This window comes from Paraburkholderia sp. RAU2J (genome assembly GCF_003634845.1).
Classification (GTDB): domain Bacteria; phylum Pseudomonadota; class Gammaproteobacteria; order Burkholderiales; family Burkholderiaceae; genus Paraburkholderia; species Paraburkholderia fynbosensis.
Window position 1 is genome coordinate 982,053 of sequence record NZ_RBXG01000002.1, and the last position, 21,596, is coordinate 1,003,648.

The window sequence follows — 21,596 nt, forward strand, 5'->3', positions numbered from 1 at the left end:
ATGGAAACTGAAACCGACCTCAGGCGCCATGATTTGCTAATCGACGGCAAGCGTTTACCGCCGGGTACAGGCGAGTATTCCGTCGACATCAATCCGGCCACCGAAGAGCCCATTGCGCGGGTGGCGCAGGGCAGCGCCGCCGATGTGGATGCGGCGGTGCACGCCGCGCGCGCTGCGCTGAAAGTGTGGAATTCGATTCGTGCGGCCGAGCGTGGCCGCATTCTGATGCGTCTCGCCGGCCTGATGCGCGCCAACCTCGACGAGATCGCCGCGCTCGAGAGTCTCGACGCCGGCAAGCCGATTGCCTCGGTGATGCGCCAGGACATCCCGGCTGCGATTGATACGCTCGAATATTACGCAGGCTGGTGCGACAAGATCAACGGCCAGGTGGTGCCGACGCGGCCCGATGCGTTGACGTACACGTTGCGCGAGCCGGTCGGCGTGGTCGCCGCGATCGTGCCGTGGAATTTCCCGCTGATGATCGGCATGTGGAAGATTGCGCCGGCGCTCGCGTGTGGTTGCACGCTGATCGTCAAGCCCGCGGAGATCACGCCGCTCACCGCGTTGCGCATCGGCGAGCTCGCGCTCGAAGCGGGCGTGCCGCCGGGTGTGCTCAATATCGTCACCGGCAAAGGACGGGTGGTCGGCGATGCGCTGGTGGCGCACCCGGGTGTCGACAAGGTGACCTTCACGGGCTCGCCGTCGGTCGGGCGCGGCATTCTGCAAGGCGCGGCCGGCAATTTCAAACGCGTCACGCTCGAACTCGGCGGCAAGTCGGCGAATCTGATTTTCCCCGATGCAAATCTCGACAATGCGGTGCGCGCCGCAGCATCGGGGATTTTCTTCAATACCGGTCAGGTGTGTTCGGCGGGCTCGCGCATTCTCGCGCATCGCGACGTGTACGACGAAGTGGTCGAGCGTCTCAGCGCGCGTGCGAAGTCGATCAAGGTCGGTGATCCGTCGGCGCGCGAAACGTCGATGGGTCCGCTCATCTCCGCCGCGCAGATGAAGACCGTGTTGGGCTACGTCGACGCGGGGCAGGCCGAAGGTGCGTCGCTCGTGACGGGCGGCGCGAGAATCGGCGAGCGCGGTTTCTTCGTCGAACCGACGGTGTTCGCCAACGTCGAGCACGAAATGCGCATTTCGCAGGAGGAGATTTTCGGGCCGGTAGCTAGCGTGATTCGTTTCAACGACGAGGCCGATGCGCTCAGGATCGCCAATGGTACGGCGTATAGCCTCGCGGCCGGTGTATGGAGCGCAGACATTGGCCGGGTGCATCGGGTGGCGCGGGACCTGAAAGCGGGCACCGTGTGGATCAATACCTATGGCTATACCGACGTGCGGCTGCCGTGGGGCGGGTCCGGCGATTCAGGCTTCGGCCGCGAACACGGCGACGTCGCGATCGAGAACTTCACCGAGCCGAAGGCGGTGTGGCTGGCGATCGATCAATAGCGTTCCAGAGAAGTAAAAAAAGAAGGATCGAACGCCTGGTGCGTTCGATCCTTCTTTCATTGCGGCGGCAACAGGAAGAGCTGAAAAGACCGCGACGTTCGATTAGTTGCCCTGCAATGCCATGCGCTCGCGCAGTTTGATCAGTGCCAGCACCACGTCGATAGTAGGCGTGGGTTCGGCGACGAGACGTCCCATCTCCTGCACGACCGTCAACAATGGATCGATTTCCATCGGACGGCGATTCTCCAGATCGACCAGCGTCGACGTCTTATGCGCGCCGACCGCGCCCGCACCGTCGATCCGCTTTTCCACATCGACGCGAAAGTGCACGCCGAACTGATCGGCAATCCGCTTGGCTTCGAGCATCATTGTGCGGGATACCGCGCGTGTGCCCGGGTCGCTGGTGAGCACGTCGAGCGTGGCGTGCGTCAATGCGCTGATCGGATTGAAGCACAGATTGCCCCACAGCTTGAGCCAGATTTCGTCGCGGATGTTGTCGCGAATCGGTGCTTCGAAACCCGCCGCCTGCATGATGTCGTGCAGTTGCTGAATGCGCGGCGTGCGCTCACCGCTCGGCTCGCCGATCGGGAATTTCTTGCCGTACACATGTTTGATCACGCCCGGTTCGACGATCTCCGCAGCGGGATACAGCACACAACCGATCGCCCGTTCGGGGCCGAGCTTCGTCCATTGAGCGCCGTCCGGGTCGACGCTTGCGAGGCGCGTGCCGGCGAAGCGTCCGCCGTGCTGATAGAAGTACCAATACGGAATGCCATTGACGCCGGTGACGATCGCCGTGTGTTTGCCGAGCAGAGGCTGCATGGAGTCGACCACGCCAGGCAACGAATGCGCCTTTAGCGTGACGATCACGAAGTCTTGCACGCCGAGTTCGCGTGGGTCGGACGTACAGCGAACCGGTGCGCTGAATGTCTCGCCGTCCATGATCAGACGCGCGCCATGCTCGCGCATGGCCGCCAGATGCGCCCCGCGCGCGATGAAACTCACGTCCGCGCCTGCGCGTGCGAGTTGCACGCCCATCAGGCCGCCAATCGCCCCCGCTCCAAAGATGCAGATCTTCATGATGCCGCTCCAGTGACTATGAGAAGTCGATCGCCCGTAGCGTAGCCAACGGGTCACTGTTCGAGGATAAGGGGGTGCGACGAATGCAGATAGTTAAAGTTTCTGGACCGATGCATTAGGTATCGGTTATGGAAGGACGACGCGGTCGGTGCAACATTGGCGAGTTTGCCGGGCGCAGGCTTTCGTGCGGTGGCGACGTTCTACCGTGCAGCATGACAGAGCCGGGCGTGCATGGTTCATATTCACGCTTCACGCTCTTCTCACCAGCAAAAAACTCACCCCGATCGCCGCCAGAAACCCGCCGCAAAAGCGATTAAACCATCGCCTGACCCGTGCCCGCACCAACCATTTCCCGAGATACATCCCGGCCCACGAATAGAGCGCAATCGCTACCCATTCGAGCACCAGAAAACTCGCGCCGAGCACCGCGAACTGCGGCACGATCGGCCTTGCAACATCGACGAACTGCGGCAGAAACGCCATGAAGACCAGAATCGCCTTCGGATTGCCGGCCGCGACGAGAAACTCACGCCATGCAATTCGACCGAGCGACGCATCCTGCGGTTGCGACGTATCGATGGTGGGCGCATCGCTGCGCCACAGTTGAATGGCAAGCCAGATCAGATACCCTGCGCCAGCCAGTTTGATCGCAAGAAAGAACCACTCCGACGCGTGCAGCACCACTGCAAGACCGGTTGCGGCGAGTACCAGCATCATCGCGAATGCAACCAGCCGGCCGGTGCCGCCGACGAACGCCTTCAGGAATCCATGACGCGCCGCTACATTGATCGACAACAGATTGTTGGGCCCGGGCGCGAGGTTGATAGCGAAGCAGGCGGGCAAGAAGAACAGCCAGGCGGTGATGGACATGATGGCTCGCGCGATGAACGGGAGATTGCGGGGAATCGCGCGGCGGGATGGCCATCGTGGCCGCCGGGGCCGGCGCGCGACCCGTGGTTCATGAAATTGTAGCGAAACTCGCCCGCGCCCCGCACCGACGCGTTTAATTCACCGCTTTGACAAATCCGGGATCGCTAATCAACGAGTCGACGCTCAGCTTTACGGTATCTTCGATCGCGACCGTACTACTGGTGAATTTCGGCGACTTCTGTTTGACCGTCTTGACGGTCGCGAACACGATTTGACGGGTAGCGGCGTCGGTGACCACGTAGCGCATCTTCAGCGTCCAGAACGCCGGCGAGCGAGCATCGTCGACGGTGAACATCTCGATGCTGCCACTCAGCACCCGCTTGCGATCGTTGAGACGAAACCCCGCGACTTGCAAACTGTTCGCCACGCCGTTGCGCACGGTTTCGTTAATGTCGTCCTTGAGCACGATGCCGGTCATTGCAGTGTTCTCGATGCGGTTCGGCGAAACGCGTCCGCTGCGAGCGGGCACGTAGGCGAACTCGCGGGCAGGGGCGACGCTGAGCGATCCGGTGGAATGCGCGGCCGCGCGCGGCGCACTGCTATTCAGGCCGAACCACGACCATGAGCACGCCGATAGCATCAACGGCAGCGCAATGATGCCGCAACCCTTGAGCAGGGTCGTGCTCAATGTTGAACCCGTGGCACTGGCCAGGCGCGGCAGAGACGGGCTCCGTCGCGGCAATTCAGGCGCTGTGCAGGAAAAAGCGGCGGTCGAGGTCAGAGGCGTTGCCCTTTTTAATGGAGACATCCCGGTAGAGAACAGCATGGTAACAGTGAGCCGACGTCTGAGCGCTTCTGGGTGACACGGTTCACGCTCCCTGTCGTATTGGCACGAATTTGTTCATCATACAGAGCCGTTTTTTCAATAGACACCGCGTCATTAAAGCGTTGCCATATTTTTTACCGTTTACGTACCGTGCAATCCTGTTTTCCTGTTTGCGTTTTCGAAGGAGAGCAGGCCCGCTGGACTATCAAAAGAAACCCGCTTTTCCTTGGGTCATATCCGTCAGCACTCGCTGAGCCTCTTCGAGCTTATTGACGGGTAACCGGATCGTCATCTTCACCAGCATGCCATATGCGCTATCTACAAGCGTATATTCCTCGGCTTCGATCCATCGGCGAACTTTGGCTTCATCGGCATAACTCACTTCGACGATCAACGAAACCTGAGCAATCCTCTCGATTCGAGGCGCATCCAGCAGGGCGGACGCGATTGCATCGGTGTAGGCGCGCACAAGACCGCCGGCGCCGAGTTTCACGCCGCCGTAATAGCGCACGACGGCCGCCAGTACGCCGTCCAGATCGTGATGCCGCAGTACTTCGAGAATCGGCCTTCCCGCGGTCCCGGACGGTTCGCCGTCGTCGGACATGCCGGACTGGCCGCCGGCCAGCAACGCCCAGCACACATGCGTCGCGGCAGGATGTTCGTGGCGCAGCCGCCCTAGCTCGGCCATTGCGGCATCGCGGTCGGCAACCGGTATTGCATAGGCAATGAATCGGCTCTTGCGAATCTCGAGTTCCGCGCTCAGCGCTGCAGGTAAGGTATAGGTGGGCAAGGCAAAGACTTCAGTGGATGAACAGGTGCGAGCCGCACGCAGCTCGGTGCTCGCCATGGTAACGGATCGCCGGCGTATTACCCATGAGGACCTTTGGCTTGGCCGCGACGCAGCACGTGCGCGCCGCAAAAGATCGAATGCACGCATTCGCCTACAATTGCCTGCTGAACGCGTGCCAGTTCGTTGAGTCCAGCGCGTCGACAAGGAGACGATATGCTTGACCTATCCACGCTGGGGACTTTCGTTGCAGTCGTGCTCGGGCTCTTCCTCATTCCGGGCCCGGCGGTGCTGCTGGTGTTGACGCGCACCGTGCATGGCGGGCGCAAGGCAGGCATACTCACCGGTCTCGGTATCGCGGCCGGCGATTTCATTCACACGCTGGGCGCTGCGGTCGGCCTCTCCGCATTGCTGATGACTTCCGCCCTCGCGTTCAATGCAGTGAAATATGTCGGCGCGGCCTATCTCGTCTATCTGGGCATTCGTGCGCTGCGCGAGAAGCAGGCGAGCGCGCATTTGCCGGTGGTCGCCCCGGTATCGGGATCGAAAGCGTTCTTTCAGGCAATTCCCGCCGAAGTATTGAATCCCAAGACCGCGCTGTTTTTTCTCGCGTTTCTGCCACAGTTCGTGCGCCCCGAACACGGTTCCACCTTTCTCCAGTTCACCACGCTGGGACTGATCTTCGTCGGCATGAGCGCGCTGTATACAACGCTGATCGTGTTGACCATTCGGCCGCTGGGCAAATTCGTCAAGCGGTTGACGTGGCTGGCACGCTGGCAGAACAAGATCATCGGTGTGCTGTTCATTTCGCTCGGCCTGCGCGTGGCTGCGCAGACGCGCTGAACGATCCGCGCGTCTGTTTAGTTTCGTCGTGTATGAAGGGCGTTTGGGCTAGATGTTGCGGCGCTGCCTTCGCAGACGGCCTTCGCGCGCATATTCCATCTGGCTTTGCGTGCGAACGGCGACCTTGTCCCGTTCGGCGCGGCTTACTTGCCGCGTATCGTCGATGTCGCCGACCCGCAGCACTTCCTGCGCGACTCTGATGCGTAGCGTCATCAGCGGTTCGCCGCGTTCGACCAACGTGCGATCCGTGGCGCGCGCCTGCTGAACGCCGCTATCGATCAGGTCGCGCAACTCCAGCAGCGTGAGCCGTTGCCGCTGAATCTCGAGGATCAGCCGTTGGACGGCCCGCTCGTCGCGCGTGCGCCACCAGGTGCGCAACTCCGCGAGCGTGGGAGGTTCGAAAGGTGGAAGACGCATTGCTCAGACAAAAAATACTGTATATATGTACAGTATAACTCGCCTTTTTCGACGCCACACGGCGTGCAGCGGCGGCTTCGCCCCAACTCTTGCGAGTGGTTTTAGTGAGGCCAGCCCAACGCGAGCAAAATCGACCACGACACGGCGATGATGAAGAGACAGGCGGCGGTGAGCATGTCGTACGGATATTTCATTACGGACCGTCAACGTGTGGTATGTGCGGGGAGGTTCGTCATAGGCAGAACCGTCACTCGCGACTGTTAAGCATTGCAAGGGCGTAGTCCGTCGGCGGCAATGAGTGGGCATGCTTGATACCGGAGGCAACATGAATGACGCTGCGTCTTCTTCGACAACTTCCTTCGCCCCGGAGATCGAGTTCTGGTTCGACTTCGGCAGCAATTACAGTTACCTGAGCGTCATGCGCATCGAGGCGCTGGCAGCCGCGCATGGTGTGCGGATTCGTTGGCGGCCGTTCTTGCTGGGGCCCGTGTTTCGCGACTTGGGCTTCACCAACTCGCCATTCGTGCTGCAGAAGGAGAAGGGTGCATACGTCTGGAACGACATGGAGCGGCAATGCCGTAAATACGGTATCCCGTTCATGCGGCCAGGCACGTTCCCGCGCGCGGCGCTGCTGGCGATGCGCGTGGCGCTACTGGGCGCGGATCGGCAATGGATGGCTGCCTACTGCCGCAAGATCATGCAACTGAATTTCGCCGACGACCGCGACATCGGCTCAGCAGAGGTAGTGAGCGAAGCACTCGACGAACTCGGCTTGCCAGCTCAGCAGATCATCGCCGACTCGCAAAGCGATGCCAACAAACTGCGCCTGCGCGAACAGACCGAAACGGCCGCGGCCAAGGGGATATTCGGCGCCCCGACGTTTTTCGTCGGCGATGAAATGTTCTGGGGCAACGACAGGCTGGACGACGCGCTGGAGTACTGCGATTCGACGGGTACAGCGCAATGAGGGAGGGAGCGCGACAGCGCCTATTCGTTGCCTTGCTGGCAGAAGCGACGGCCGGGAACGTGTGAGACGACGGCCTGAGCGATTTCGAGCGGTGTACTTTCGGCGGGCACGACCCGGCGGCTCGATTCGGGCGTGTGCTTCATGGTCCATTCGACGAGGCGGTACGAACGTCCCCAAGGCGGCTGCAACGGGTCGGAGACTTTGCAGGTGTGGATCTGGCTGACCCATTCAATGCCCGGCATGGCGCGCAAATGCTCGAATACTGTCTTTTCAACCATGGTTTGACTCCTTCTGCGCGGGCATGCAGCCCGTCTTTTGGCGCGTCGTCGACACCCTTAAAAAAAAGGACCGCCGATATTCTGGCGGCTTAACAGGGGATGGTGTGCGCATGGTTGCAGGGAAGAATTAAGCGAAACTTAAGAGGCGCATCGGCGCCCGCGCCGTGATCTCACCCTCAAGACCTCGCCGGATCGGCCGTTATTAGAGCAGTTGGGGCCGCTATCCCCGCTTCGCCTTCGGGCTCGCATCCTGATAACGTGACGAATCTCGCCCAAACGCCGCTCTCCGACCGCCTTCGCTCGCTAGTGGATACCGTGCAAAACAACGAGCGCACGTTGCGCCGCTTCCAGAATGTCGAGTTGCGGTTGATCGGCGCGCAGGACTTCGCCGCATTTCTCGACACCCTGTTCAGCCATTTGCCGCAGGAATTCTCGCTAGCGAGTGTGACGCTATGGCTCGATGCCCGCGCGCCGATGCTGCTCGACCTGATCGAGCCCGTCGCGTTGCGCGCGCTCGATCACGCGAATCTGAAGACCTCGCGCGAAGGCGGGCTCGCTGCGCGAGACTTGTGCGAGGAAGGCCGGCCGTGGCTCGGCAAGCCGGGTGAGCTGAGCGACACGGTGCGCCACGCGTTCTTCGGCGCCGCACCACCGCCGGCGAGCGCGATCATGCTGCCGCTTGCCGCGGGCGACACCGTCAGCGGTTATCTATGCCTCGGCAGCGACGACCCCGCGCGTTTCGGCGACGGCATGGCCACGGACATTCTGGAGCGCTTCGCGAGCATCGTGACGGCGAGTCTCGACAACGTCGCGCATCGCGAGCGACTCAAGCAGCTCGGCATGACCGACTCGCTGACCGGCCTCGCCAATCGCCGCTATTTCGACGAGCGGCTGCGTGAGGAACTGATGCGCGCAGTCCGTTATGGCGTGCCGGTGGCATGTCTTTTCATCGATATCGACAGTTTCAAACGCATCAACGACATCTACGGCCATCAGACCGGCGACCGCGCGTTGGCGGTGGTGGCGGCGTGTGTGCGGCAGCAGGTGCGGCTGGGCGATACCGTCGCGCGTTATGGCGGCGAAGAGTTCGCCGCGCTGCTGCAAGGTGACCGGGCCGATGCGCTCGCCGTCGCCGAGCGCGTGCGGCTGGCGGTCGAACGGCTGGATCTGCAGGACGATCATGGGCAGCGCATCGCATTGACCGTGTCGATTGGCGTGGCGGCGCGCAGGGTCGGCGGGACGGCGGCCGAGGCCGTTTCGCTCGGGCGCGAAATGATCGAGGAAGCCGATCGTGCGATGTATCAGGCCAAACGCAATGGCCGCAATCGCATCGAGGCGCTGGGCAAGCTGGGCGGCGATCAGGCGAAACACTGAGTTTGCGGGTCATTCGCCCTCAGGGTGCGGCGCACAACGTCTCACGCTCTGCGTGTGAAAAAACCGCGTGCAGCCCACGTGAATCGATAAAGAAAGAGCCGTGAAAAAGCATTCACGTGACGCGCGCACATCACATCAGCGGTTCGTTTACCGACGCGTCCTGCGGGAATGCGCCGAAGTGGTTCGGCTCATCGTTCGGTGTGCCGCCGAGATTGCCGTCCGTGCGCATGCCGCCGTCGCGGTGATGGTGTTCAGGTTCGGCGTGCGCGGTGCGTTCACCGGAATCTGATGGTGGTTGATGCCGAGGCGATAGCGATGCGTATCGCCGTACGAGAAGAGGCGCCCCTGCAACAGACGATCCCGCGAGAAGCCGATGCCCGGCACGATATTGGCCGGCGTGAACGCGGCCAGCTCGACGTCCGCAAAATAATTCTACGGATTACTATTCAATTCGAGCGCGCCGGCGTCGATCAGCGGATAGTCCTTGTGCACCACACCTTGACGATGTCAAACGGATTTTCCTGGCACGCATACGCTTCGGCCTCCGCATGATCTGGACGCAAGAGTGCCATTGCGGGAAGTTCTTCTTTTCGATCTGTTCGAACAGATCGCGCTGTGCGTTTTCGCGGTCCCGGCCAACGAGTTCGCTGGCCTCGGCATTCGTATAGTTTTCGACACGCTCCTTCGACTTGAAGTGGAACTTCACGTAGAAGCGCTCGTTCTACGCGTTGATCAGCGAGAACGTATTCGAACCGAAGCCGTGCATCTGCCGGTAGTTCTTCGGAATGCCGTGGTCGCTCATCAAGATCGTGACTTGATGCAGCGCTTCCGGATTGCGCGACCAGAGGTCCCAAACCATGTTCACATCGCGCAGATTGTTCTTTTGATGGCGCGCTGCCGTCGCGATCCATGCGCAACGTCGCACCGTATGCCAGATCCTCCGGTGCGACGCGTGTATTGCCGTGCCAATAGCCGCGAATTGATATGAGGTCGGCCGAGCGATGCAGCAGAAAGCATGGGCGATGCGGCCGAGGCGTCAAACGCCCGGCGCATCCGGCGGCACGCCCAGCAACTGCAATGCGCCGCCGGTCACTTCGCTGAACACCGGCCCAGCCACCGTTCCGCCATAGAACGCCTTGCCCGCCGGGTCGTCGATCATGACAGCGACGATCAGCCTCGGATCGCTCATCGGCGCCATGCCGACGAACAGCGCGCGATAGCGGTTCTTCGCATACGTCGCGCCGACCTGTTTGCGGGCCGTGCCGGTCTTGCCGCCGATCCGGTAGCCGGCCACCGCCGCCGCCCGTCCCGTGCCGCCTTCGCCGGTGGCCATCTCCAGCATCGCGCGGATCGCCCGCGCGGTGGCCGGCTTCGTCACGGCGAGGTCGGCGTCCACGGAGGGCGCGGCGGCATGCGTGCCGTTGCGCAACAGACTGACGCGTTGCATCGTGCCGTCGCCCGCATACGCGGTGTAGATCTGCGCCATCTGCAGCAGCGAGGCGGACAGCCCGTACCCGTACGCCATGGTCGCCTGTTCGATCGGACGCCAGCGTTTGTACGGGCGAACCTTGCCGGACGCCACGCCCGGAAAGGTCAGCTCGGGTCTCAGGCCGAGCCCGTATTGCTGATACTTGGTCCAGATCGTCTCCGCCGGCAGATTCAGCGCGAGCTTGGCGAGCGCGATATTGCTCGACTTCTGCACCGCTTCGGAGACCGTCATCACGCCGTGATTCGAAGTGTCGTGAATCACGGCCGGGCCGATCTTGTACCAGCCGGGGGCCGTGTCGATCATGCTTTGCGGCCGCACCTTGCCCTCGTCGATCGACAGGGCGACGACCAGCGGCTTGATCGTCGATCCGGGTTCGAAGGTGTCGACCACCGCGCGGTTGCGCAGTTGCCGGCCGGTCAGGCGGGCGCGGTCGTTCGGATCGAAGCTCGGGTAGTTGGCGAGCGCGAGAATCTCGCCGTTGCGCGCGTCGAGCACCACGACGCTGCCGGCTTCCGCGTGATGCTTCGCAATCGCTTCCTTCAGTTGCCCGTAGGCGAGTTGCTGGATGCGCCGGTCGATCGTCAGATGGATGGTCTCGCCGTTGCGCGCCGGCACCAGCGGCCGGGTCTCGGACACCACGCGGCCGAGCCGGTCGCGGATCACTTCGCGCTGGCCGGGCACGCCGAGCAGGTGCTCGTTGGCGGCCAGCTCGACGCCTTCCTGGCCGTTGTCCTCGATGTCCGTGAAGCCGACCACGTGCGCTGCCGATTCGCCTTCGGGATAAAAGCGCTTCGAATCGGCAATCTGCGTGATGCCGGCGAGGCCCAGGCGGGACAGTTGCGCGGCGGTGTCGGCATCCACCTGGCGCTTGAGCAGGACGAAGCTCTTGTCGCCGTTCAGACGCCGGCGCAATTCCGCGAGCGGCAGGTCGAGCAGCTTCGCCAGCGGCACGGCGGCAGTTTCATCGACCTGCCTGGGGGTCGCCCAGATCTCGTACGTGGCGAGGCTCACGGCGAGCATCGAGCCATTGCGATCGACGATCCGTCCGCGCGTCGCGTCGAGTTCGATGGTGCGCTGATAGCGCTTTTGTCCCTGGTCGATATAGAAATCCCGGTTCACCACCTGCACCCACAATGCGCGGGCCGCCAGCGCCGCGAACGCGCCGAACACCAGCAGGACGATGAACTTCGAGCGCCAGGCGGGCAGGCGCGTGGCCAGCAATGGGTTCTTCGCGACGGGCGCGTAGGGATCATGCGACTGCGATTTTTTCTTCTGGATCATGGGTTGCGGATAATGAACTCGAGAACGCGATTAGCTTGCGCCGGCCGAATCGGCGGCGTTCAACACTTTGAGATGCCAATGGAGGTGCTCGGCCGGCATGCGTATCGCGAAGCCTGCGGGCAGCATCAGGATCGACGCCGGTCCCCGCGCGATGCGGCACGCCTGCCGTGACCACGACTGCTTCGATTGTAATGAGAACGTAATCTGTATGCGAGGCCCACGCAAGTGGAGAGTGATCGGGCAGGACGTCGGGCGTCGTGCCGCCGCTGAGCGTCGCGACGGTGCCGACGGGGCGCAGAGCGAAGCGCTCCAACCGCGGCGCATGCCTATCAGCACGCCGGACATGGCTTCGGCGGCGATTGAGAGCACGTGGAGGATGGCGCAACAGGATAATGGCGAACCTTGACGGAGCGCGTTCGGGAGCCGCTTCGTCGGCGATGGGCGCCGTGGGGCACGCGTTGTAAAACGGCGATTATCGTAAGCGTGTCGTTAATCTGAAAGCGAGTTATGCCGAATTCGGTGATGCCCCATTCGGCTTAAGCGGGTCGCATTTTCGAGCGCGGTAGGCGTTGGCACAACGCGACGCAATGCGCTACGCGAGACGACCGCTCGTACGGCCATAAAAAAACCGCGTGGATTTGAAAAATCCGCGCGGCTGGCTCGTTCGGTTGATGCGTCGACTCCGACGCGGCGTGTTAAAGGGGCGCTCTCCGCCTGTCGAGCGCCTTCTTTTTTATAAATTCCTGATGATGCTTTGCCATATGCACGTGGCGAGCGCCAAACGGGTCACGCTCGCCAACCCCAACCCCTCAACCCGGCAACGCGAAGCTGGAAATCGCCTCGCGCAGCACCCCCACCTGATCCTTCAGCGAATGAGCCGCGGCCGCGGCCTGCTCGACGAGCGCCGCGTTCTGTTGCGTGACCTGATCCATCTCGCCGACCGCGCGATTGACCTGCTCGATGCCCGCGCTCTGTTCGCGCGAAGCATGGCTGATCTCCTCGAGAATTTCGTTCACGCGACGCACCGAGTGCACGATCTCGCCCATCGTCGAGCCCGCGTTGGCGACTTGCGACGCGCCGGTTTCGACCGTATTCGTCGAGGTTTCGATCAGCGCCTTGATCTCCTTGGCCGCCGTCGCCGAGCGCTGCGCGAGGCTGCGCACTTCGGCGGCGACCACCGCGAAGCCGCGTCCCTGTTCGCCCGCGCGAGCCGCTTCGACGGCCGCGTTGAGCGCAAGGATATTAGTCTGAAACGCGATGCCGTCGATCACCCCAATGATGTCGCCAATCTGCCGCGAGCTGGCGGTGATCTCGCCCATCGTCCGGACCACGTCGTCGACCACGCGGCTACCGCGCGTGGCCACGTCCGCCGCCTGGCCCGCGAGCTGCGCGGCCTGCATTGCGCTGTCCGCGTTCTGCTTCACGTTGACAGTCATCTGATCCATGCTCGACGCCGTTTGGACGAGCGCAGCGGCCTGTTCCTCGGTACGTTGCGAGAGGTCGGTATTGCCGGCGGCTATTTCTGTCGCGCCGATGTTGATGTTCTCGGTGCCCAGACGCACGCGCGACACCGTATCGACGAGACCGGCCTGCATGGTTTGCAGCGCATGCAGCAGGCTGCCGTTGTCGTGCGGGCCGACCGGTACGCGCGTGGCGAGATTGCCTTGCGCCATCAGTTGCGCATGTTCGACGGCCACTTCGAGATCGCCGCCGAGCGAGCGGCGGATGCTGCGCAACACCAGCAGCATGACGGCCGTGGCAACGGCGCCCAACGTCACGGTGATCGCGAGCCAGCGCAGCAGATTCGCGTAGAACGCGCTCTGCACCTCGTCCATGTACATGCCGGTGACGAGATACCAGTCCCACGGCGCGAAATGCATCGAGTAGCTCGTTTTGGCGACCGGCTGCTCGCTGCCGGGCTTGGCCCACAGATAGTCGACGAAGCCACCGCCATCGTGATTACCCGCGTTGACGATCGCGACGAACAGGTGGTTGCCCGCCGGGTCGGCGAACTGCGCGAGGTTCTTGCCGACCAGTTGCTGTTTGAACGGATGCATCAGCATGACCGGCTGCGAATCGTTGACGGAGATGTAGCCGTCCTTGCCATAACGCATGGCCGCCAGCATCTCGAGCGCCTGCTTTTTGGCGTCGGGTTCGGAAAGGGTGTGCTGCTGGGCTAGCGCGTAGTAATGGGCGACGATGTGGTTGCCCTGATCGATCAGCGCGGTCAATTGATCGCGGCGGTCCGAGATCATCGACGCGCGGTTCTGCCATGCGCCGAAGCCGCCGATGAGGATCAGGCCGATCCACAGCACGGCGATCATCGACGCCAGTTTTTTGTTCAGAGTCATAGCAATGAGTGTGGCTTTTGCAGGTGGTCGGGCGGAGTTGAATTTGCTTGTAGCGATTCGCTCGTCGCTAACGGTGTTTACGGCGCAACACGGTGTGCTCCGCAGGCAGGGGAAACCCGTTGTTTTATGACGTTATTCGTCTGATTTATAAGCCGTCTGCCTTGCTCGGCCGGCAGTTCTGAATGCGCGATCCACGGCCGTTTTAATCTGTATTTCTCCAATTTCCGGCGTTATTTATTCAAGCATGCTTAATGCGAATGACGATTTGCGAACGCGGTTATGAAGATTAATCGCCGCCTGTCGATGATGACGACATTAAAAGACGGCTCGCTATGGCTATTAATGACGCAGGAACGGCACGGAACAGGCCGGCCTGCGCCAATCCCATGCCCAGCATGCGAATGCGTCAAACCGCCACAAATCGCCAATGAAATCCAAAACGCGCTGCAATATTGTGGCAAATGCAAAAAACGACACATTTCTCCACTTAGCCCCAACGCAGGAAAACCCGCTGTCTTCGAAGAGACGAATAAATAAAAATTCCGCTATAGTCGCCATTTTCCAGTCGCCAGCCGGGCAAAAAGAGCACCAATAAGCCCGCTATCAGGAGTAAAAAATGAACGCCCGCCAACCCGCCTTCGTCTCCGTATCCCGCAGCGCACGTCTGCGCCAGATGCTTCTTAGCAACGAACTCGAATTCATGATGGAGGCCCATAACGGCCTGTCCGCGCGCATCGTCCGTGAAGCCGGCTTCAAGGCGATCTGGGGTTCGGGTCTTGCGATTTCCGCGCAATACGGCGTGCGCGACAACAACGAAGCAAGCTGGACGCAGGTTGTCGACACCCTCGAATTCATGGCCGACGCGAGCGACCTGCCGATCCTGCTCGACGGCGACACCGGCTACGGCAACTTCAACAACGTGCGCCGCCTCGTGCGCAAGCTCGAACAGCGCGGCATCGCCGGCGTCTGTATCGAAGACAAGCAATTCCCGAAGACCAACAGCTTCATCAACGGCGAAGCGCAGCCGCTCGCCGACATGGACGAATTCTGCGGCAAGATCAAAGCCGGCAAGGACTCGCAGTCCGACGAAAATTTCTCGATCGTCGCGCGCGTCGAAGCGCTGATCGCGGGCTGGGGCATGGACGAGGCGCTGCGTCGCGCGGAAGCGTACCGGCAAGCCGGCGCGGATGCGATCCTGATTCACAGCAAGCTCTCGCGTCCCGATGAAATTCTCGAGTTCGCGCGCGAATGGGCCGGGCGCGGTCCGCTCGTGATCGTGCCGACGAAGTACTACAGCACGCCGACCGAAGTGTTCCGCGAAGCGGGCATCAGCACCGTGATCTGGGCGAATCATCTGATCCGCTCGGCGACCTCGGCGATGCAGGCCGTCGCGAAGGAAATTCATTCGAGCCAGACGCTCGTGAACGTCGAAGACAGCATTGCCGCCGTCAACGAAATTTTCCGTTTGCAGGACGCCGACGAATATTCCGAAGCCGAAGACCGCTATCTGTCGGGCGGCCGCGCGGCCGGCGCCGCCGTCGTGCTCGCCGCGAGCCGCGGCAAGGGCCTCGAAGCCGTCACCGAAGACCGGCCGAAAGTCATGCTGCCGATCGCGGGCAAGCCGCTGCTGCGCTGGCTCGTCGACGCGTTCAAGAAGCAGGGCGTCAACGACATCACCGTGGTCGGCGGTTATCGCGCCGATGCGATCGAGACGGCGGGCATCAAGCTCGTCGTCAACGAACAGCATGCGCAAACTGGCGAACTCGCGTCGCTCGCGTGCGCGCTCGACAAGCTGAGCGGCGACACGGTCGTCTCGTACGGCGATCTGCTGTTCCGCAGCGACATCCTGCGCGACCTCGTGGAAAGCGAAGCCGCGTTCAGCGTGGTGGTGGATTCGTCGCTGACCGATACGGAAAACGCAAGCGTGCGCGATTTCGCGTGGTGCTCGGCGGCCGACGATCGCGGCCTGTTCGGGAACAAGGTCGTGCTGCGCCATGTGTCGAGCGGACAGAACGCATCGGCGGAGATTGCCGCGCAAGCGCCGCATGGCCGCTGGGTCGGTCTGCTGAACGTGCGCGACGCAGGCCGCGAGCGTCTGCTGGCGGTGATGAGCGAGTTGCAGGCACGCGCCGATTTCGCTTCGCTCGACATGCCCGCGCTGCTCAACGCGCTGATCGAAGCGGGTGAATCGATCGAGGTGCAATACGTACACGGCCACTGGCGCGGCGTGAACGATCTCGACGACTTCCGCCGCGCGGGCGACTTCGCGCATGCGCAAGCGCCGTTCGCGGCGGCGGCCGGCAACCCTGGGCAAAGTGCGGCGAAGCGCGCCACGAACGGAGCCGCGCAATGATCGAAGCAGCACAGTTCGTCGAGGCGGCACGCGATCGCGGCTTCGACTGGTACGCAGGGGTGCCGTGCTCGTATCTGACGCCGTTCATCAACTACGTGTTGCAGGACGAGTCGTTGCATTACCTGTCGGCGGCCAACGAAGGCGATGCGGTCGCGCTGATCGCGGGCGTCACGCTGGGTGCGAAGAACGGCCGGCGCGGCATCACGATGATGCAGAACTCAGGGCTCGGCAACGCCGTGAGCCCCTTGACTTCGCTCACGTGGACCTTCCGTCTGCCGCAATTGCTGATCGTCACGTGGCGCGGCCAGCCAGGTGTCGCCGACGAACCGCAGCACGCGCTGATGGGTCCGGTCACGCCCGCGATGCTCGACACGATGGAGATTCCCTGGGAGACCTTCCCGACCGAGGCCGACGCGATCGGCCCGGCGCTGGATCGCGCGATCGCGCACATGGATGAAACCGGCCGCCCGTATGCGCTCGTGATGCAGAAGGGCAGCGTGGCGCCGTACGAGCTGAAAGACGGCGGCGCTAGTGCGCGCCGTGCGCCGGTGGTGCCGCGCTCGCAGTTCCATGGCGTCGCGGCGGGCGAACTGGCTTCGCGTCACGACGCGTTGCAGAAGGTCATTGCGCACACGCCACTCGAATCGACGGTCGTACTCGCGTCGACCGGATTTTGCGGCCGCGAACTCTATGCGATCGACGACCGGCCGAACCAGTTGTACATGGTCGGCTCGATGGGCTGCGTGACGCCGTTCGCGCTCGGGCTCGCGCTCGCGCGTCCCGATCTGCACGTGGTCGCGCTCGACGGCGACGGCGCCGCGCTGATGCGCATGGGCGCGTTCGCGACGCTCGGCGCTTACGGTCCGGGCAATCTCACGCACGTGCTGCTCGACAACGGCGCGCACGACTCGACCGGCGGCCAGGCGACGGTGTCGTCGCAAGTGTCGTTCGCGGGCGTGGCCGCGGCGTGCGGTTATGCGTCGGCGGTGGAAAGCGACGACGCAGCGGTGCTCGACCGGGTGTTCGACGCGCCGCCGCTCGACGGCCCGCGCTTCGTGCGCCTCGCGATTCGCCGCGGCACGCCGGACGGCCTGCCGCGTCCCACCATCACCCCGCCCGATGTGAAGACGCGCCTGATGCGCCACATCGGCGCCGTTTGAAATCACAGTAAAAGGAGCGCCCATGCTGCTGCTCAATCCCGGCCCGGTGACGCTCACCGAACGTGTCCGCCATAGCCTGTTGCAGACGGATCTGTGCCATCGCGAAAGCGAGTTTTTCGACTTGCAGGAAGAGGCCCGCACGCGGCTCGTCGATCTGTACGGTCTCGATGCGAGCGAATGGCAGGCGGTGTTGATGACCGGCTCCGGCACGGCTGCCGTCGAAAGCATGACCGCCGCGCTGGTGCCGCAAAACGGCAAGCTGCTGGTGGTGGAAAACGGCGTGTACGGCGAGCGCATTTCGCAGATCGCCACGCAATACGGCATCGCGCATGAATCGCTGAAGCACGACTGGATGCACGCGCCGGATCTCGCGAAGATCGCCGAACGCCTCGATGCGGACAAGGCGTTCACGCACGTCGCGGTCATTCATCACGAAACGACCACGGGCCGTCTGAACGACCTCGCGTCGCTCGGCGCGCTGTGCCGCGCGCGCGGTTTGCGTCTGCTGGTGGACGGCGTGAGCAGCTTCGGCGCCGAAGCGATCGATTTCGCCGATGCTAGTCTCGACGCGGTCGCGGCCACCGCGAACAAGTGTCTGCACGGGGTGCCGGGCGCGTCGTTCGTGCTGGTGCGGCGCGCGGCGCTCGCGCAGGGGGCGAGCCGCACGTACTACCTCGATCTCGGGCGGCTCGCGCGTTTGCAGGACCAGCGCAACACGCCGTTCACGCCGTCGGTTCACGCGTACTACGCGCTCGTCGAAGCGCTGCGCGAACTCGCCGACGAAGGCGGCTGGCGCGCACGTCACGCGCGTTATGCGGCGCTTGCCGAACGGGCGCGGGCGGGGCTCGCCGAGCAGGGCATCGGCAGCGTGTTGCCGGCGGAGCAATCGTCCGTGGTGCTGCGCGCGTACCGGTTGCCGGATGGCGTCGCGTATCCGCAATTGCACGACACGCTGAAGGCGCGCGGCTTCGTCATCTATGCGGGGCAAGGCGGCTTGTCGGCCGAACTGTTCCGCATTTCGACGATGGGCAATATCCACGCCGCCGACATCGACCGTTTGCTGCAGGGCTTCACCGAACTGACGCGTTGATTCAGGTGCCGCATCGCAGCGCGCGGCGGCTTTGCACCGCACCGCGCGCTGCGCTGCCATGCGCTGCTCCGGTCACACCGGATCCTTGTCAGGCGGCCCGTCGGGCCGCTGCGGCTCCTCCACGTGATGACCGGGCGACGGCGGCACCAGCGGGTCGGCTTCCGGGTCGCGGTTCGGATCGGCATTGGGGTCGGGAATCGGACTGGTATGCATGTCGTAGCTCATCGCATCACCCTGTAGTTGAAACGCATGCGGTTCCGGCGCTTCGGACAATCCGCGCATCGGACCGATGCCGGCAATCCTCTTCAAGCGTAGGCGTTTTTGCTGCGCGCCGCGCGTCTCACTGTTGTCACTTTCTCGCGCGACGGCCCACGCTGAGCTGCCAGTAACGCTCGGTGGCGAAGACGTCGTCGTAATTGCCGGCGCCGAATGCGCGCAACTGGCTGGCGTACGCATTGACCGCCTCGCGTTTGAGTTGCGCGCGGCGCTGGACGTCGATCGTATGCGCCGCGCTCGGAAGCGCCGGCGTCGCCACGATGCCGCGCTGCGCGAGATCGGCGAGGCGCGCCTGCACGACGCCGGGCGTGCGCCGGTGAATCGCTTCCTCGTAGCCGAACCAGACCAGATGCGACAGCCGCGGCAGGATTTCGCAGCAGGCTTCGAAGACCCGCACGTGATCGTCGTGATAGAGGCCGAGCGGCATCAGCAGCGTATTCGCGGTGCTGCGATAAATGATTTCTTCGAGCATCGCGGCCATCCGGCTGATCGACGGCGAGTCGGCATACTGGCTGTCGCGAAACGGCATGCGCAGCGGAATCGCGTCGAGCACCTCGAGCGCGCGGTTGTCCTCCAGCGTGCGCTCGTGCATGGCTTCGGAGGCATTCGCAAAACCCGACTTCTGATCCCATTCGGTATGCATCTCGTGCTCCGGCGGCGCAGCGAATACCGTGCAAACCGAGGCGTCGGGGTGAGCGGCGAGCAATGCGCCGCAGCTGAAGACGGCGTCGTCGAAATGGGGCGAGACGATGAACAGGCGTGGGCTGGTTTCGCTCATTGGGGCGGTAGGGTTGGGCGCGGGCGGCCGGCTAACGCGTGAGCCACAGCTCTCAAGGCCGGTCCGCGCGGGAAAACATGGGCTCACATCAGCTTAGGCGGAATCGATGCGGCTTGCGCGGCGGTTGTGGGGCCGCAAGCGGTGTGCCTGGATTTGGCTGGCTGAGCGGGCTGTGTTTCGCGGGCTCCCGTAGAGGCTCACCGGTTGCCCAGTATGGCTCCTGAATTTGCTCACCGTTGCTTTGGGTGGGCGACGGATCTTCGTCGGTGGGTCGGTGGATAAGGCGCCAAGCATCCGGCATGCTCGGACAACTACCCGCCCTCCACCGCCAGCGCCGCTGCCCGGCTGAATGCCGCCACGATGTTCTCCACGATGTCCGCGCGCAAGCGAGTGTCTGCCGTTCTCAGCGCATATGCCGGATGCCACGTCGGCACGATCAGGCGTCCGCGATGGGCAATCGTCTGCCCGACATATTCGGACAGATTGACGTGCGCGCCGGTCAGCGCTTTCAGCGCGGTCGCGCCAAGCGTCACGATCACGCGCGGCGCGACGCGCGTCAGTTCCTGTTCCAGCCAGTGCTGGCAAGCCTCGACCTCGCGGCGCTCCGGGGTGCGGTGGACTCGCTGCTGGTCGAACGTTTCCCACTTGTAGTGTTTGACGGCATAGGTCAGATACAGCGCTGTGCGGTCGAGACCGGCGCGCGCGAGCACCGCGTCCAGCAGTTGGCCGGCGGGTCCGGTAAAGGGTTCGCCGTGCTGATTTTCATGTTCGCCGGGCTGTTCGCCGACGGCCATGATCGTCGCGTGAGCCGGCCCGGCACCCGCGACGGGCTGCTTCGCGTTGCGCCACAGCGCGCAACGCCGGCACGCGGCGAGCGGGCCAACCGTCTCACGCAGGGGCGGCGTAAGCGCTGAATACTCGAGCGGCGGAGTCTCCGGCACCGTGACCGCGGTGGCTTGCGCGCCGAGACGGCTGCGCACGCGCGCGAGGTGCGCGGGCAGCGGCGGACCGGCGGGCGGCGCGCGCCAGTAGGAGAGCCGCGCCGGCGTCGGCAGCGCATTCACGACGCTCGCGTAGTAGGCGAGCCAGAGGGCTTCGGTGGGCTCGCTGGTGGCGGCTTCGCCTGCCATGACGTCGGGCGGCACAGCGTGCGCGGCCGGCTGGCTTTCTTCCATTGCGGACCGGTCGATACGCAACAGCATGCCGTTCCAGAACACCGCGCCGTGCGGGGTGGCCAGCATCCACGTGGAGTCGCCCATGGGTCGGGCGAACCGTGCGGCGGCGCGTTTTAGCAGATCGTGCTGCGGCTCGTACCAGCCGACGAACTCGGGCAAGCCCATGGAGGGGTCACGCCGTCTGAACCGCGTGAAGCTCAGCAACTCTTCGGTTTCGTGTTCGATCGACTGCACGCGCAGCGCGAGTTGCGCGCCGTCGGGGTCAGCCGGATCGACGACGTGGCGCTCGCCGCGCGTCCAGCGCCACAGCACGCGATAAAGCAGAGACCAGCGATCCGGCCCGCGGAAGCAGGACGCCGTCTGCAATTGGGCGAGGAGGTCGCGGGGGATGGCGGGAGCCGTGAGGGCAGGGGCGGTGGTCAGGCCGTCGGGGGCGGCGGTATCTGCGGTTGTCTGGCGGGTGGACCCGGCAGATTCCACGCAACTCGCTGCATCCGCCCTACTCGCCACACCGGGAAGCCGCGCATCTCGCCCAGCCTCCGACTCGACTTCTCCGGCCATCTCGCCTTCAACCTCGACCCACTCGATCGACCCCGGCTCGATACCCTGACGCAGCAGTTCCCGCGCCGCGCGGCGCCATGCGGCAAAAGACGGTTCGATCGGAATGCGCTTCATGCGGACGCGCCGTGGGCGCGCGACGAGAAGCGGCAGCCCATGCGGACAAGATACTGTATGAATATACAGTATGC

18 protein-coding genes and 1 pseudogene are annotated in these 21,596 nt (G+C 63.4%); 7 read left to right on the forward strand and 12 right to left on the reverse strand.

The features are described 5' to 3' along the window. Window positions 1-1,452 (forward strand): aldehyde dehydrogenase family protein, encoded by a 1,452-nt coding sequence (locus B0G69_RS21880; RefSeq protein WP_121320946.1) that lies wholly within the window; start codon window positions 1-3, stop codon window positions 1,450-1,452. A 102-nt stretch (window positions 1,453-1,554) separates the two neighbouring features. Here the strand turns inward: B0G69_RS21880 and B0G69_RS21885 are convergent, their stop codons facing one another. From B0G69_RS21885 to B0G69_RS21900, 4 genes are all read right to left on the reverse strand, one after another. Continuing rightward, window positions 1,555-2,532 carry a 2-dehydropantoate 2-reductase gene (locus B0G69_RS21885; protein WP_121320948.1) on the reverse strand — a complete coding sequence of 326 codons (978 nt, stop codon included), beginning with the start codon at window positions 2,530-2,532 and terminating at the stop codon, window positions 1,555-1,557. A 249-nt stretch (window positions 2,533-2,781) separates the two neighbouring features. Then, a complete protein-coding gene (locus B0G69_RS21890) occupies window positions 2,782-3,402 on the reverse strand; it encodes a LysE family translocator (protein WP_121320950.1) in 621 nt (206 codons plus the stop codon). A 133-nt stretch (window positions 3,403-3,535) separates the two neighbouring features. Further along, complete coding sequence (locus B0G69_RS21895) at window positions 3,536-4,078, reverse strand: hypothetical protein (RefSeq protein WP_121323811.1); 543 nt, start codon at window positions 4,076-4,078, stop codon at window positions 3,536-3,538. Window positions 4,079-4,433: 355 nt separating this feature from the next. Then, window positions 4,434-5,075 carry a YigZ family protein gene (locus B0G69_RS21900; protein ID WP_121320952.1) on the reverse strand — a complete coding sequence of 214 codons (642 nt, stop codon included), beginning with the start codon at window positions 5,073-5,075 and terminating at the stop codon, window positions 4,434-4,436. A gap of 156 nt (window positions 5,076-5,231) precedes the next feature. On the opposite strand from B0G69_RS21900, the gene B0G69_RS21905 reads away from it, so the two are divergent. Then, the gene (locus B0G69_RS21905; RefSeq protein WP_121320954.1) at window positions 5,232-5,858 is read left to right on the forward strand and encodes a LysE family translocator; all 627 of its coding nucleotides are present in this window, start codon (window positions 5,232-5,234) and stop codon (window positions 5,856-5,858) included. 48 nt (window positions 5,859-5,906) lie between these two features. Here the strand turns inward: B0G69_RS21905 and B0G69_RS21910 are convergent, their stop codons facing one another. Beyond that, window positions 5,907-6,275, reverse strand: coding sequence for a hypothetical protein (locus B0G69_RS21910; protein WP_121320956.1), 369 nt, complete (start codon window positions 6,273-6,275; stop codon window positions 5,907-5,909). Between the two features lie 325 nt (window positions 6,276-6,600). Between B0G69_RS21910 and B0G69_RS21915 the strand changes: the two genes are divergently transcribed. Further along, complete coding sequence (locus tag B0G69_RS21915; protein ID WP_121323812.1) at window positions 6,601-7,242, forward strand: 2-hydroxychromene-2-carboxylate isomerase; 642 nt, start codon at window positions 6,601-6,603, stop codon at window positions 7,240-7,242. A 20-nt stretch (window positions 7,243-7,262) separates the two neighbouring features. Here the strand turns inward: B0G69_RS21915 and B0G69_RS21920 are convergent, their stop codons facing one another. Beyond that, a complete protein-coding gene (locus tag B0G69_RS21920) occupies window positions 7,263-7,520 on the reverse strand; it encodes a DUF2866 domain-containing protein (RefSeq protein ID WP_121320958.1) in 258 nt (85 codons plus the stop codon). Window positions 7,521-7,778: 258 nt separating this feature from the next. Here B0G69_RS21920 and B0G69_RS21925 point away from each other — a divergent pair, with 258 nt between their 5' ends. Further along, window positions 7,779-8,894 carry a GGDEF domain-containing protein gene (locus tag B0G69_RS21925; protein WP_121320960.1) on the forward strand — a complete coding sequence of 372 codons (1,116 nt, stop codon included), beginning with the start codon at window positions 7,779-7,781 and terminating at the stop codon, window positions 8,892-8,894. Window positions 8,895-9,054: 160 nt separating this feature from the next. On the opposite strand, the pseudogene B0G69_RS21930 reads toward B0G69_RS21925, so the two are convergent. From B0G69_RS21930 to B0G69_RS21945, 3 genes and pseudogenes are all read right to left on the reverse strand, one after another. Further along, a pseudogene (locus tag B0G69_RS21930) lies at window positions 9,055-9,777 on the reverse strand (catalase); the annotation flags it as partial. Window positions 9,778-9,930: 153 nt separating this feature from the next. Further along, the gene (locus tag B0G69_RS21935) at window positions 9,931-11,664 is read right to left on the reverse strand and encodes a penicillin-binding protein 2 (RefSeq protein WP_121320962.1); all 1,734 of its coding nucleotides are present in this window, start codon (window positions 11,662-11,664) and stop codon (window positions 9,931-9,933) included. An 809-nt stretch (window positions 11,665-12,473) separates the two neighbouring features. Beyond that, window positions 12,474-14,015, reverse strand: coding sequence for a methyl-accepting chemotaxis protein (locus B0G69_RS21945; RefSeq protein ID WP_121320966.1), 1,542 nt, complete (start codon window positions 14,013-14,015; stop codon window positions 12,474-12,476). Between the two features lie 616 nt (window positions 14,016-14,631). Here B0G69_RS21945 and aepX point away from each other — a divergent pair. From aepX to B0G69_RS21960, 3 genes are read left to right on the forward strand one after another with little or no spacing between them, the layout of a single operon-like run. After that, window positions 14,632-16,368, forward strand: a complete 1,737-nt coding sequence (gene aepX / locus B0G69_RS21950) for a phosphoenolpyruvate mutase (protein WP_121320968.1) — start codon at window positions 14,632-14,634, stop codon at window positions 16,366-16,368. Next, window positions 16,365-17,528, forward strand: coding sequence for a phosphonopyruvate decarboxylase (gene aepY, locus B0G69_RS21955; RefSeq protein WP_121320970.1), 1,164 nt, complete (start codon window positions 16,365-16,367; stop codon window positions 17,526-17,528). The genes aepX and aepY overlap by 4 nt, the downstream gene beginning before the upstream one ends. A gap of 22 nt (window positions 17,529-17,550) precedes the next feature. Beyond that, window positions 17,551-18,618 carry a 2-aminoethylphosphonate aminotransferase gene (locus B0G69_RS21960; RefSeq protein ID WP_121320972.1) on the forward strand — a complete coding sequence of 356 codons (1,068 nt, stop codon included), beginning with the start codon at window positions 17,551-17,553 and terminating at the stop codon, window positions 18,616-18,618. 72 nt (window positions 18,619-18,690) lie between these two features. Here the strand turns inward: B0G69_RS21960 and B0G69_RS21965 are convergent, their stop codons facing one another. From B0G69_RS21965 to B0G69_RS21975, 3 genes are all read right to left on the reverse strand, one after another. Next, window positions 18,691-18,927: a hypothetical protein gene (locus B0G69_RS21965; RefSeq protein ID WP_147440755.1), complete on the reverse strand. Its 237-nt coding sequence runs from the start codon at window positions 18,925-18,927 to the stop codon at window positions 18,691-18,693. Between the two features lie 40 nt (window positions 18,928-18,967). Beyond that, window positions 18,968-19,672 (reverse strand): PIG-L family deacetylase, encoded by a 705-nt coding sequence (locus tag B0G69_RS21970; RefSeq protein WP_121320976.1) that lies wholly within the window; start codon window positions 19,670-19,672, stop codon window positions 18,968-18,970. A 311-nt stretch (window positions 19,673-19,983) separates the two neighbouring features. Then, on the reverse strand, window positions 19,984-21,522 hold the full coding sequence (locus B0G69_RS21975; RefSeq protein ID WP_121320978.1) for a UdgX family uracil-DNA binding protein: 1,539 nt from the start codon (window positions 21,520-21,522) through the stop codon (window positions 19,984-19,986). Window positions 21,523-21,596 lie beyond the last annotated feature (74 nt).

Bases quoted from the DNA above. Each gene is read 5' to 3' on its own strand.
- B0G69_RS21880 (WP_121320946.1), top strand. From the start codon at position 1: ATGGAAACTGAAACCGACCTCAGGCGCCATGATTTGCTAATCGACGGC.
- B0G69_RS21885 (WP_121320948.1), bottom strand. From the start codon at position 2,532: ATGAAGATCTGCATCTTTGGAGCGGGGGCGATTGGCGGCCTGATGGGC.
- B0G69_RS21890 (WP_121320950.1), bottom strand. From the start codon at position 3,402: ATGTCCATCACCGCCTGGCTGTTCTTCTTGCCCGCCTGCTTCGCTATC.
- B0G69_RS21900 (WP_121320952.1), bottom strand. From the start codon at position 5,075: ATGGCGAGCACCGAGCTGCGTGCGGCTCGCACCTGTTCATCCACTGAA.
- B0G69_RS21905 (WP_121320954.1), top strand. From the start codon at position 5,232: ATGCTTGACCTATCCACGCTGGGGACTTTCGTTGCAGTCGTGCTCGGG.
- B0G69_RS21910 (WP_121320956.1), bottom strand. From the start codon at position 6,275: ATGCGTCTTCCACCTTTCGAACCTCCCACGCTCGCGGAGTTGCGCACC.
- B0G69_RS21915 (WP_121323812.1), top strand. From the start codon at position 6,601: ATGAATGACGCTGCGTCTTCTTCGACAACTTCCTTCGCCCCGGAGATC.
- B0G69_RS21920 (WP_121320958.1), bottom strand. From the start codon at position 7,520: ATGGTTGAAAAGACAGTATTCGAGCATTTGCGCGCCATGCCGGGCATT.
- B0G69_RS21935 (WP_121320962.1), bottom strand. From the start codon at position 11,664: ATGATCCAGAAGAAAAAATCGCAGTCGCATGATCCCTACGCGCCCGTC.
- B0G69_RS21945 (WP_121320966.1), bottom strand. From the start codon at position 14,015: ATGACTCTGAACAAAAAACTGGCGTCGATGATCGCCGTGCTGTGGATC.
- aepX (WP_121320968.1), top strand. From the start codon at position 14,632: ATGAACGCCCGCCAACCCGCCTTCGTCTCCGTATCCCGCAGCGCACGT.
- aepY (WP_121320970.1), top strand. From the start codon at position 16,365: ATGATCGAAGCAGCACAGTTCGTCGAGGCGGCACGCGATCGCGGCTTC.
- B0G69_RS21960 (WP_121320972.1), top strand. From the start codon at position 17,551: ATGCTGCTGCTCAATCCCGGCCCGGTGACGCTCACCGAACGTGTCCGC.
- B0G69_RS21970 (WP_121320976.1), bottom strand. From the start codon at position 19,672: ATGAGCGAAACCAGCCCACGCCTGTTCATCGTCTCGCCCCATTTCGAC.
- B0G69_RS21975 (WP_121320978.1), bottom strand. From the start codon at position 21,522: ATGAAGCGCATTCCGATCGAACCGTCTTTTGCCGCATGGCGCCGCGCG.